10 protein-coding genes are annotated in these 12,175 nt (G+C 46.1%); 3 read left to right on the top strand and 7 right to left on the bottom strand.

The features are described from left to right. Positions 1-11 precede the first annotated feature (11 nt). From BLV50_RS04150 to BLV50_RS04140, 3 genes are all read right to left on the bottom strand, one after another. Positions 12-758 carry a helix-turn-helix transcriptional regulator gene (locus BLV50_RS04150; protein ID WP_256336139.1) on the bottom strand — a complete coding sequence of 249 codons (747 nt, stop codon included), beginning with the start codon at positions 756-758 and terminating at the stop codon, positions 12-14. A gap of 329 nt (positions 759-1,087) precedes the next feature. Beyond that, on the bottom strand, positions 1,088-2,767 hold the full coding sequence (locus BLV50_RS04145) for an exosporium glycoprotein BclB-related protein (RefSeq protein ID WP_090806071.1): 1,680 nt from the start codon (positions 2,765-2,767) through the stop codon (positions 1,088-1,090). 130 nt (positions 2,768-2,897) lie between these two features. Beyond that, positions 2,898-4,136: an RICIN domain-containing protein gene (locus BLV50_RS04140; protein WP_063563599.1), complete on the bottom strand. Its 1,239-nt coding sequence runs from the start codon at positions 4,134-4,136 to the stop codon at positions 2,898-2,900. Between the two features lie 259 nt (positions 4,137-4,395). On the opposite strand from BLV50_RS04140, the gene BLV50_RS04135 reads away from it, so the two are divergent. Further along, a complete protein-coding gene (locus BLV50_RS04135) occupies positions 4,396-5,331 on the top strand; it encodes a carbohydrate deacetylase (RefSeq protein ID WP_177031113.1) in 936 nt (311 codons plus the stop codon). Positions 5,332-5,409: 78 nt separating this feature from the next. Here the strand turns inward: BLV50_RS04135 and BLV50_RS04130 are convergent, their stop codons facing one another. Next, positions 5,410-6,870 carry an alpha-L-fucosidase gene (locus tag BLV50_RS04130; protein WP_371129230.1) on the bottom strand — a complete coding sequence of 487 codons (1,461 nt, stop codon included), beginning with the start codon at positions 6,868-6,870 and terminating at the stop codon, positions 5,410-5,412. 130 nt (positions 6,871-7,000) lie between these two features. Here BLV50_RS04130 and BLV50_RS04125 point away from each other — a divergent pair, with 130 nt between their 5' ends. After that, positions 7,001-7,825, top strand: a complete 825-nt coding sequence (locus BLV50_RS04125; protein WP_090806066.1) for an AraC family transcriptional regulator — start codon at positions 7,001-7,003, stop codon at positions 7,823-7,825. A gap of 68 nt (positions 7,826-7,893) precedes the next feature. Here the strand turns inward: BLV50_RS04125 and BLV50_RS04120 are convergent, their stop codons facing one another. Together BLV50_RS04120 and BLV50_RS04115 are read right to left on the bottom strand one after the other, a co-directional pair. Further along, on the bottom strand, positions 7,894-8,967 hold the full coding sequence (locus BLV50_RS04120; protein ID WP_090806064.1) for a glycosyltransferase WbsX family protein: 1,074 nt from the start codon (positions 8,965-8,967) through the stop codon (positions 7,894-7,896). 28 nt (positions 8,968-8,995) lie between these two features. Continuing rightward, the gene (locus BLV50_RS04115) at positions 8,996-10,105 is read right to left on the bottom strand and encodes a glycosyltransferase family protein (RefSeq protein ID WP_090806062.1); all 1,110 of its coding nucleotides are present in this window, start codon (positions 10,103-10,105) and stop codon (positions 8,996-8,998) included. Between the two features lie 222 nt (positions 10,106-10,327). Here BLV50_RS04115 and BLV50_RS04110 point away from each other — a divergent pair, with 222 nt between their 5' ends. Then, the gene (locus BLV50_RS04110; RefSeq protein WP_090806060.1) at positions 10,328-10,726 is read left to right on the top strand and encodes a hypothetical protein; all 399 of its coding nucleotides are present in this window, start codon (positions 10,328-10,330) and stop codon (positions 10,724-10,726) included. A 79-nt stretch (positions 10,727-10,805) separates the two neighbouring features. Here BLV50_RS04110 and BLV50_RS04105 read toward each other — a convergent pair whose 3' ends face one another. Continuing rightward, positions 10,806-12,155 carry a glycoside hydrolase family 30 protein gene (locus BLV50_RS04105; RefSeq protein ID WP_090806058.1) on the bottom strand — a complete coding sequence of 450 codons (1,350 nt, stop codon included), beginning with the start codon at positions 12,153-12,155 and terminating at the stop codon, positions 10,806-10,808. Between the last annotated feature and the right edge of the window lie 20 nt (positions 12,156-12,175).

Below are 12,175 nucleotides of genomic sequence, written 5' to 3'. Positions count from 1 at the left end.
CATGCATTATGTTAAACTCCATGGACATTTTTGCTGTAAAATTCCGTTGGACTCATGCCTTCCAATTGTTTAAATAGCCTACTAAAATAGAATTCATCCGTGTAACCGAGTACCTGCGCCACCTCTTTAACTTTGTTGTTTCCTTCCAAAATGATCTCTTTTGCTTTATCCATCTTCAGTTTGTTAAAAAATTCTATTATGGAGTATCCTGTAATCTCTTTGAAAGCTCTTGATAAATACGGGGCTGATAACTGCACGAGCTCAGATAGTTCGGTCAAGGTGACTTTACGATGCAAATGTTGATTCATATAGTTGATAATCTTTTCCACTTTCAAGGATGTCGCATAATTACGATGCCGCTTTTTTATATTTTGGCCGATCGCGATAAGCAATTGCTGTAGTAAGGACTTGGTGCTAAACTCATAACCCGGTAGTTTCGTATGCCAGGTGTCTACCATATGTTTAAATACTTCTTCCAATTGATAATAATCCTGTAATTGCTGGACAGCTGGTAAGGGAAACATCTCGACGTCCTCGTTTACAGTCCATGTATTGTCATTCTGCTCGATCCGGACATAACTGAAGTGAACCGAAAAAAAACTTATGGGATTCTTAAAGTCAATCTCTATCAAGTGAGGCACATCCGGTTGAAGGTAGATCAGGACGCCTTCCTGAATGGTATGTCTTTTACTCTCAATGGTAATCTCCGCTTTGCCGCCTGTAATAAAAATGAGTTCATGATGCTGAAGCGTTCGCACCCCTTTATTGGAAAATGTCCGAAGTTCATTCGGCTTCCTTGAGTTGCAGTATAAAATATGAAAAAAAAGCTGTTCTATATTCATGGTTCCCTCCACGCACATATCGTTCTTGCTGTCTCATTCGCTCTTCCGGTTCACCTGTTCAGGATTTCCAAAGAGTGGCATGTTTAGTATACAGGGGTTTCAGCTGAGAATGGTTTTTCAGTTGATTCATTCAATCCTGTTTGTGACGAAGATAAACCTAAAAGAACAAAAAAACAAGCTGTCTCCAATACAAATGGAGCTCAGCTTGTTTCCTGACTTATTTATTCTCATTGCGTGTTAGTAAATCAAGTAATATTCAAGCCACCACTTGCATAGCCGACAACGGTATTCACAAGTGTGAGTCCGGCAGCTGTCGCCGAGAACACCAGCAACAGACGTGTCTGTGCAGTCACCGGGATAGCCAATCCGGTTGTTATACCATTGGAGATGGTGCCCAATGCGATAATACCTGTAAGTGGAGGTGCCAGCGTCACGACAGCTCCAGGAACAGCCGTAAATGCATTGTCTGGCGTAGGCGAGCTGAACAGTTGTGCTGTGATGGTTACCGTTGAACCGACTAATGACAAGGCTGCGGTTGTGCTAAAGTACGCAGCAATGGAAGTTATAACGCCATCCCTTGGAGCTGAAAATGCAAAGTTAATGAGTGGGCCAACTACTGACCCTGTTAAATCAATGGTGCCCCCGACCAAGCTTATTCCCGTTGCCGAGCTACCGAAACCAATCAGGCTTGTAGTACCAACCAATCCACCAACGAGTGTTGTCAAAATGGCTGGACCACCAGAAGCAAACGGAATGATGGCTCCCGAACCTGTAGCTCCCGTTACGCCAGTAACACCAGTTACTCCGGCCAATCCCGTAGCTCCTGTTATACCAGTAACCCCAGCTACTCCTGTCGCTCCTGTATCACCGGTCACTCCAGTGACACCGGCTACTCCTGTCGCTCCAGTCACACCGGTGGCTCCAGCCAATCCTGCGGCTCCCGTAGCACCAGTCACACCGGTGACTCCAGCTACTCCTGTCGCTCCAGTCACACCAGTAGCTCCGGCCAATCCTGCGGCTCCCGTATCACCAGTCACACCGGTGACTCCAGCTACTCCTGTCGCTCCAGTCACACCAGTAACCCCGGCCAATCCTGCGGCCCCAGTAGCTCCGGTTACGCCTGGATCACCTGTGGCTCCCGTAACGCCCGCTGCACCGACAGCTCCGGTCGCACCCGTTACGCCTGCCGCTCCTGCAGTTCCTGTCGCTCCAGTCACTCCGGTGGCTCCAGTTGCACCACCTGCTGGACCTGCTGCACCCGTGGCTCCGGTTGCACCCGTAACTCCGTTCAGACCAGCTGCACCTGCTGGGCCTTGGCTACCCGCCGGACCGATCGGACCAATGGGTCCCGCAGGCCCTGGGTTACCCTGCGATCCCGCTGGACCTACCGTTCCTTGAGGACCAGCAACACCTTGAGATCCGGCCGGACCGGCAGGTCCTGCTGGTCCAGCGGGTCCAGCAGGACCCGGAATTCCTGAGTTTCTAAGTGCGTTGGCAAGAGCTACCTCTACTGCTCTGATGGCAATGACCAATTGGTCTTTGTCCGCAGAATGGATGCATTCTTGTAAAACAACAGACAACAGCGTATCAAGCAATTGCTGCAAGTTGGTGCCTACGCTTATTGGAGAGAATGGGATGACCTCCGCTGAAGCAATGGAAAGTTCCAAGGCAGCTTCCAAGTTGGCCTTGTTTCCTTTCTTTAATTTCAAATGATGAACCAAAGCCAGCAACTTGCGCAGAATTTCAATCAAAACAGAAACATTAACCTGAGTTGGATTAGCAAATACCTGTACTATGGCAGCTTTCAATTCGCCAATCAATTTGAGGAGTAAATGGGCTTCTTCCCCAATACCTGTGAGATGTGATTCTCCTCCACCTTTTCTAAAGCCGCTTCCGCCGTGCACACTGCGTTTCTTGTACTTCATCTTCCATAATCTCCTCCTTGGGAGCCCTGTTAATGTCCGCAGGTCGGGCGAACATCACTTGCTTGATGTCAACAATATATTACCAACATCAAATTTTGTGATGAATTCACCTAAAATTATTGCAATTTAATTAATTCAATTTGTTAAACGACCATCTTTGTGCATCCGTACCGTTATCATTCCATTGCTGGATTGCAGCTCCATCCGCCGTTGAAGAGCTCGAAACATCTACCGCCAATCCATTCACCTTGGAAATGATTTTATAGAAACCGTTACCCGCATCCTGGATGCTCCACCTTTGGGCGTTAGAGCCATTATCATCCCATTGCTGGAGCTGTACGCCGGGTGATGCTGTTGAGTTAGGCACATCCAGAACCTTTCCACTGTGAACCGCCGTGAGTTTATAGAAACCATCCCCCGTGCTGTCGACCCTGAACGTTTGGTTGCTCGCACTGTAGTTGGTCCATTGTTGTACTTTGGCTCCGCTTGCCGTGGATACATCCACAATATCCAACACTTTACCGCTTGCTTTGGAACCGATCGTATAGAGACCCCCGCTGACAATGTTCGGTGTACTCGCTGCTTGATATACCCGCACATAATCCACCAGCATTTGTGATGGGAAAGGTGTCGCATTATTAGGGCTGCCAGGCCAATTCCCACCCACAGCCATATTCAACAGGAGGAAAAACGGACGTTGGAACTCCTCCGTGTTGCCTGTTCCATTTTCGATGTAAAACTCATTGAACTGTTTGCCATCCACAAACCATCTTATATATTTGGAATCCCATTCGATGCTGTAGACATGAAATTGGGAAAAATCAAGATTCTCCGATATCTTTCCATAATCGGCATGCCCGTTAGCATCCCAGTGTACGGTACCGTTTACAAAAGCATTGTTGTTGACCCGCTCCATAATGTCGATCTCTCCGCTCTTAGGCCAGCCAACGGAATTAATGTTGCTTCCCAGCATCCAAAAAGCAGGCCACAGCCCCTGACCGGACGGCAGCTTGATGCGTGCTTCAACTTTCCCGTAAGTAAAATCCTTCAAGCCTTGGGTTTTAATTCGTGCGGAGGTATAGCTGCTGCCATTGTAATTTTCTTTGCGTGCAGTGATGACCAGATTGCCACCTGTAACTTGCAGGTTCTCGGTGCGATTCGTATAATACTGCAATTCATTATTTCCCCATCCGCCGCTGCCGGTACCAATCTCTGCAGACCAATTCGACGTATTCAGAGAACTTCCATTGAATTCGTCACTCCACACCAGATTCCAATTGGTCGCTGCGTTTGTCGTCGTGCCAGGCAGTAAAGCGATTAGGAAACTGAACAGCACCAGCGTACTTACGATTTTTCTTTTTCTCAACAATCTTTTCCCTCCCCATATTAACGGACTGATTCTGAACGGGGATACCCCATTTTTTCTCAATCCGTAACAACGTTTACATTAAATGTATTCTGTCTGCAACTGGATTATTTCTAACAGCGAACAGGATATTCCATGGACAAGACGGCATTTGAAGTATTTTATCAGGCCTGTGCGAATGAACGGTTCATACCTTGTGACCTTTAATATATTAGGGACATGGCAAATGGTTTGTTCTCAACGTGAGGAAGGAGTAAGCGGTATGAGCAGGCAAGTAATCATTAATGCGGATGATTTCGGGCTGTCGCCCGGCGTTAATCAGGGGATTATTCAAGCATATCAGGCTGGTGGAATTACGAGTACTTCGATGATGGTGAATATGCCGGGCTTTGATCATGCACTGAGTTTAGCCCGATCGCTGCCGGACCTCGGAATCGGATTGCATTTTAACCTGACTTACGGGAGACCCGTATCCGATCCGGCTATCGTGCCTTCTTTGGTGAATCCTGACGGTGCTTTTCATCAAGGCCAGTGTGGATTAATACGAGATTCCACTGATATTGCCAAAGAACTCGATGCTCAATGGAACGTTTTGGCTCAAGCGTCACTTTCCCCTACACATCTCGATTCCCATCAGCTGCTTCATCAAAACGATCCCATCATATTCCAAATCATGGCGGAGAAAGCTGTCCGGGAAAACATCCCGCTTCGGCGATCTCAGGTCCGGCATGCAAGCCCTGAAATGCCAGTGCCTCGGATGACGGATACGATTCTGCTGGATACTTACGGAGATCATGAGGGTTTACAGCGATTGCTACAACATTTATCTAAGCTCCCAGATGGCATTACCGAGATTGTATGTCATCCCGGATATGTCGATGATGCTCTGCGTGAAATTTCCAACTGGCTGGACATCCGCGAGCATGAGCTTGCAGTATTTGTCGATCAGGAAATCCCCCGAACGATACAGACGCTGGGTATTGTGCCGATAAGCTACAGAGCCGTGATGGATACCATGGAAGAACCATGCGAACTGCCACCAATACAAATGACATCACCTTTCAAACCAGTAGAAAAAAGACGACCTCGTCATGTGCGGCAGCGCTTGTTGAAGCGGCAGCGTTTGGCGAAAGTACATCGCTTGTCCAAAAAACGAAGAACACTCCGTCGATCTTCTTCAACCCGTAAACGAGTGTAATCCATTACAGAATCGCACAAAGAATAGGACTATAACCAGTACATATTACTGTTGGTTATAGCCCTTCGATCTCATCTCTTAATCCAGTTCTAATTTAAATACGACGGGTGAGAAGCTATGCACGTTCCTTGTCGTTATCGTCAAGGACTCTTCCGTCCTGCTCCATTCCGGTTCTTCGTCAAAGCCCAATACCTGAATGTCCCTGATCAGTCCATGGAAATGATGAGAATTCTCTTTCAGCGAACGAATATGAACGATTCCGTTCTCCGGGTAAGCCATAACCGTGGCATAAAGGCAGCTTTCTTTTACAGTGAAACGAATGTCCTCACTTGTAAAGATCTTGGTCTCTCCATCTGTAAATTGTCCTTCCTTCACCTCGGTCGGCCCTTCCCCATACGTCCGCCAGAATGTCGTGTCATAAATCGCCTCCCCATTCACGTCCAGCCATTGACCTATGGCAAGCAAAATATCCCTGTCTTCATTCGGGATACTTCCATCTGCCTTTGGTCCAACATTCAGCAGCAGGCTGCCATTTTTACTCACAATATCGACGAGGTCCCTGATGATCTCATCCGCTGTTTTATAGTTGTTGTTTTCTGTATAACACCATGAATTCTTTGCTACAGCGGTATCTGTTTGCCAGAAATACGGTTTCAAATCGGCGAATTGCCCACGCTCCACATCTGGAACGGCACAACCGAGCATAAAGGCATCGTGTTTGTAGTTAATCGCTACCGGAATGCCCCACTCATCACCTTTGTTATAGTAGTAAGCGCTGAACTTTTTCAAGTAAGGTTTGAACGCTGCCGTCTGGATCCACCAATCAAAATAAAAAACGCTCGGCTGGTATTGATCCACCAGTTCACAGCAACGAAGCAGCCAATCTTCCAGATATTCATCCGTTGGAGGTGAGCCGTATAAATCCTGATGATCCGGTTCTGGCATGGCAGGCCAGTAGAAATCACCGCGTCTGAGCGGCTCCTTGACATCTGAATCAAAGTTTTTTCCATGGGACATGAAAAACCAATGCTCAGCACGGTGTGACGAGACACACAAGGTAAGTCCCTGCTTCTCATACGCGACCTTCATCTCACCCAACAGATCCCGTTTGGGTCCCATTTCAACTGTGTTATAGTGAGAGATGGAGCTTTTGTACATTTGAAAGCCATCATGGTGCTCAGCTACAGGCATCACATAACGGGCTCCTGCCTTTTTAAAAAGCACGGCCCACTCATCTGCGTCAAACTTCTCTGCAAGAAACATCGGAATAAAATCTTTATAGCCAAAATCCTTTGGATGACCATAAACGCTAAGGTGATGTTCATAAGCTTTGGAGCCCTCAATATACATATTTCGTGAATACCATTCACTGTCATACGCAGGGATCGAGTAAAGACCCCAATGAATGAAAATACCGAACTTGGCGTTCTTGTACCACTCGGGAACCTCGAATGCGCTAAGTGAATTCCAGTTGTCCTTATACTTTCCTTCAGCAATCGTTTTGTCGATCTGTTGCAAATATTCGTTTTTGTCCAGCATTGTTCTCATTCGGTTCTCATCCCTTCCGTTATCGGCTGCACTTGTATTGTAGTAGCTAGTTGAGCAGATAGACATGCATAACGTTAACTTTAGGATGGACAATAATAACCTTTGTAGGGAGTTGAGGTTAATGAATCATAAGACGTTGCTCACGAACCACTTATCCAATCTGCAGGTTGATTTGTTCATGGTCAACTTCAATCGCTGCGATACGGATTGGCGAGACCTCGATTACACACCCGATTACAGCAAATTTTATTTGATCTGTGAAGGCGAGGGCTGGCTCAAGATCGGCGATCAGGAGTATTATCCTGCACCGGGACAGCTTTTTTTGATGCCGGAGGGGGTCACGCAGTCTTATTCAGCCATCAGTGATCGTCCTTTTCTCAAATACTGGTGTCATTTCAGTGCGAAGGTCGGAGGCATCAACCTATTTCAAATTCTGAATTTCCCCCACTTCTGTTCATCGGATCGGCCCGAGCTGATACAGGAAATATTCAACAGCATTCTTGATTACGCCCGATCCGATGAAGTCTATGCGCATATGATGGCAAAAAGCAAATTAATAGAATTGTTGTCGCACTACATTATGCATGTGGATCAGGAACAGATTAGTTATATCAATGTGCCTGTTATGGAGAAAATATCTGCAATACTGGCCTATATTGATTCCAACATTGAGGAAAATATTTCTGTCCGGGATCTGGCTCAGATTGCCTACATGCATCCCAATTATTTCATTCGTTTCTTCAAACAGCACATCGGCGTTCCACCCATGCACTACATTGCCAGCAAAAAAATGGACAAGGCAAAAGAACTTCTGACCAGTACGCCAAAAACAGTCACTGCCATTGCCGAGAACCTTGGGTTTAGTGACTTATATTATTTCTCAAGGCAATTTAAAAAGCATACAGGTCTTAATCCAACGGAGTATCGCAAACAAATCATGGTATGAATTTCGATAAGCTGGCATGATTGCACTCTCCCAAAAGCAAATGGAGCCCCACAAAGGGAACTCCATTGTCATAACTTGCTGCGTTTTCTCTCTCCTTGCTCTACCACTCTTTTGACCTCTCTCAAATAGGCGTACCCATAATCGTCATCCGGTTCAAGGTACGCTCCTTCCGCCCACTCATTCCATGCGTTAACAAACAGGAAGCCACTCCCGTTCAATTCCCGGGCTCTCGTCATCTGTCGAGATAAATACAATCCGAATTTTTCAGGTGTTGCGCCTACAGTACTCTGTCCATCAACCGACCGGCGCGGCGTATTGTCCCAATTCACAAATGCACCAGGATATACAACTTCCCCGTTTCGATGAGGTGTTCTTTCGAGAATGGATGACCATACTTTATCGTAGTTCACCACAATGTGCTTCTGCCCCTTGATATCCAGTTCAATCCATATTCTTCCATTCATATGACCATGCGCAAACGTATAGTGGGGCTCAAATTCCATGCTTGCGTCAAAGACGGGACGATTAAAGGTAGGAAATCCACCGATCGTCTGCACAAAATGAATACCTTCCAGCCCATGTTCTATCGCAAGCCTACGCCAATAATGAATCATTTCCTGGCATCGAGGTATGCTTGCAGGCCTATAAATCAGAAATAGTGGTTTTCCCTCTACACAGATGTATCGTTTATCCTTAAACGCTCTGACCAGATAATCGAAATGTTCTTTCCAATCGCTCTCGTCCCCGTAGTCTTGCGAAATAAGAATATCCTCTTCGCGCCCGTCCCATTTGCGTGTCCAGGTTTCATTGGCCCATGACAAACAAAAAGGAAAATCCGGTTCCCCGCTGTGCAAAATCTCATCAAACGGCTTTTCAAGCAATCGTTTTCCTTTAAACCAGTAGTGATAATAACAGAATCCGTATATCCCGTGATTTTTGGCCGTTTCGGCCTGCCATTTGCGTACCTTGGGGTCCGTTAAATCATAGTAGTTCTGATGCAATGGCTTCTTGGGTTGTAAATGGCCTGAATAAAGGGGAGTTGTTTTTTTTACATTGGTCCATTCTGTAAATCCGTCTCCCCACCATTTGTCATTCTCCGCAATTCGATGAAATTGAGGTAAGTGTAACGCAATAAGCTTCAAGCAGGACTCCTCCAATTAACAGACATATTCATTGGAAAATAATATCCATAAGTTGCAAACTTTTATGAAGATAGGATTGATTGTACTTTATATAAGAAAGTGCCTGGGAGGCAGCCAGTCTTCGTTGATCCACATGGTCCCAATAATGTTCAAGCTTCTGTATGAGTTCTTCAAATGTTGCATAGCGTTGGAAATCATCCGTGTTCGCGGGACCGCTTGAGGAAGCCAAAATAAGTTGAAATGTACCGCACGCAGCTACTTCCATGATACGTCTAGCGGATGAGTTGTCCTGAACAACAAGTTTGGCGCCGTTGTATAACTTTTCCCGGATCTCCTGATGTTGCACGGGCACAAATGCACCGAACCTCTCCCACCCCTGTCCTTCAACTCGCACTCTTTTATCCGATAACCACGCGTGAGTGGCAAGATCAAATAGGCAGCTATCAGGGTGTGCATCCCCAATGATATAAACATCGGATTCATATTCTCTTCCCACCACCTGTGGACAGAACAGTGTGGGGTTCGGTGGAAAAGGTATTTCATGACATGAGATATTCCCCATATGCCGATCGGAGGGAATGTGGGTCGAATGCTGTGTAAACACATAATCAAAAAAAGGGATGATCGATTCCATCTGTTTTACATCCGACTGGTCCGACAACCATATCGCCTTTTGGGCAGAGGAAATCCTCAACGCTTCCAAATTCTGATTCGACAAAGCATCTTCTCCATCCAGTACCAGAATCAAATCCAAATCCTGCTCTGTCGTATGATCTGCAACGGACTGAATTGTTTTGATTTCATTGACATGTTGAACCAAATGCCTCAAGCTCTGTTCAATCAAAATAGAGTTCGCAGAGCCTGCTCGTTCCATAGCAGGAGTAATCAGTAGGACCTTCAGCTGTTTATAATGAACACGGGGAGAATCCAAAACTTTCCCACTGTCTTTACTTTCCATTCTCTGTTCCTTGCCGTCCTGAATCATTTTCATAAGATGCTGCTGCAGATCCGATTGCTGTACCACCAGATGATGCCGGATTGATTTGAGTTTTCGGTTCAATGTAGCGTTCATTTGTCTGAGGTATACCTGATTGGGATGCTGGACAGGACGTCGATTCTTTTGGGACTTGGCTGGCATACGCCTCCTTTTTTTGATGACCATACCCTCCAATCACGAAGCGGATTAACTCTCATTGCCTACAATATGCATCTGCCTTTGGCTAGGTTTCTATCGCCTCATTTTTAGGTGTTTAACTACTCAAAGATGGGCTTCACCCGTGTCTTTAAATGTGCCACAACCCCGTGTCCATCCGGTTCTTGTCCTCATAAAATATATCAAACCAGATAGGAGTTGATATGATTGCCAACATTCGATAGCATTTTTGTCACAGGAAACCAGACCATTAATCAGGATTTGCAGGTAAACGGTAATGAAACGATTGGATTGGACCTGCAGGTGAACGGAGACCAGACGGTTGCTGGCAGCTTGCAGATTAACGATAGCTCCTCCATTACAAATCACCTAGGTGTCGGTGGGGTTATCGAGGCGGGAGACAGTGTAAAAGCAACGACGCAGCTAATGGCCATGAATCAGCCGACTCTTCCAGTTGCCTTGCCACTCAACCAGCAACTGTTATATTATAATCCCGGTATACTGAATCAGCCGGGTCTAGTGTTAACAGGCACTAGTGGGAATAAATATGTTCTGTTTATTGATGAGAGCGGAGGAACACCAAATCTAGCGATCCAAAGAGTATAGACTCACTGGATGCAATATAAAAAGGCGATACTCAGAGTTAATTCTCTGAGTATCGCCTTTTTTCACTACAACATTATTATTATCCTTGGTTAATCAAAATGGACAAAGCACTTTTGGATTCGAGTTGGAAACTTAACAGTTCTTCTTCTCTTAGCTGAACCTGCACATTTCCTGTCTCTTCTCCGTCATTGAAAAGCACGAGAGCAATCGAACCATCCGTATTTTTGAAGGCTACGGAACGAATGGATGCCTCATTGGAGGACGAGTCAATACGTACGGCTTTGGGACGAATCAATGCACTGAAATGAGCCAGAGCATAATAGTCCAGTGTATAGGTAAGCTCTTTCGTTTGCTGGTTAACCTTCACAATGCCGCGGCACGTACTTTTCCCGAAGCCAGGAACGGTAGGACCGTTGTTCTCATCCAGTGCCATATTCCAGAGCACAAAAGATTTGCTGTAATTGCGAAGAATTTCAATACCCGTTCTGATCACATTGGAGAAAGCTTGTTCGAATGGAGGGATCCATTCTCCTCCTGATCCTTCGGTGAAGTGTACCTCTTTACCGGCAACAGCTTCATACACCTTTGTTTGTGCCGAGGCTTCGCCCCCATACCAGTGCCAAGCGACTCCATCTACCTCTTCTGCCGCCTCATCAAGTACTGTCAGCGGGTAATCCGGACGATCCCAGTTGTGATCATAACAGAGGATTTTGGACTGAATGTCATTTTTGACCAAAGCCGGCTTGAGATGATTTTTGATAAAGTCTGCTTGCGCTTCAGCTGGCATCAACATGCCGGGATAATGACCTGGTTCATAAAGTGCTTCATTCTGTGGTGTTACTGCATGGATAGGCAATCCATGTGATGTGTAGGCTTGGATATATTTCACAAAGTATTCCGCATACGCCGGATACCACTCATTTTTCAGTTGACCTGTAATCATCGAGCCGCTTGTTTTCATCCAGCCCGGAGCGCTCCAAGGTGAAGCGAATAGCTTCAGCTCAGGATTGAGCTCCAAAGCCTTTTGAGTCAAAGGAATAACATCCGCTTCATCATGTGCAATGCTGAACCCGGATAATTCCGGGTCCGTTTGATTTTCTGGCAGATCATTATAGCTGTATACCGTTCTGGCATAGTCTGAAGCGCCCATCGGATTGCGGATGACCGACAATCCAATGCCTTCCTCGGGATGGAACAACCGAGTCATGACTTCCGCTCTCTGCTCATCGCTTAATACCTGGTTAATCAGATAGGCAGATGAGTCGGTAAAAGAAGCCCCAAAACCATCCATTTCCTGATACGTTTGCTGATCATCCAGAAGGATAGTCGTTGTTTCCTTGGCGGAGTCCTGCGATTTCAATTGATGCTGGGACACGGATACAAACAATGCATCTTCTCCCGTGGATTTGTACATTTTGAATTTCGTCATATGCTTTCCCTCCACATTCC

The sequence above is a fragment of the Paenibacillus sp. 276b genome (genome assembly GCF_900107875.1).
Classification (GTDB): Bacteria; Bacillota; Bacilli; order Paenibacillales; family Paenibacillaceae; genus Paenibacillus; species Paenibacillus marchantiae.
The sequence above is the reverse complement of the archived record's forward strand: the minus strand, read 5'-3'. Positions and strand labels throughout refer to the sequence as shown.

Coding starts and splice junctions, on each gene's coding strand:
- BLV50_RS04125 (WP_090806066.1), top strand. CDS start 7,001: ATGAATCATAAGACGTTGCTCACGAACCACTTATCCAATCTGCAGGTT.
- BLV50_RS04115 (WP_090806062.1), bottom strand. CDS start 10,105: ATGCCAGCCAAGTCCCAAAAGAATCGACGTCCTGTCCAGCATCCCAAT.
- BLV50_RS04135 (WP_177031113.1), top strand. CDS start 4,396: ATGAGCAGGCAAGTAATCATTAATGCGGATGATTTCGGGCTGTCGCCC.
- BLV50_RS04145 (WP_090806071.1), bottom strand. CDS start 2,767: ATGAAGTACAAGAAACGCAGTGTGCACGGCGGAAGCGGCTTTAGAAAA.
- BLV50_RS04105 (WP_090806058.1), bottom strand. CDS start 12,155: ATGACGAAATTCAAAATGTACAAATCCACGGGAGAAGATGCATTGTTT.
- BLV50_RS04130 (WP_371129230.1), bottom strand. CDS start 6,870: ATGCTGGACAAAAACGAATATTTGCAACAGATCGACAAAACGATTGCT.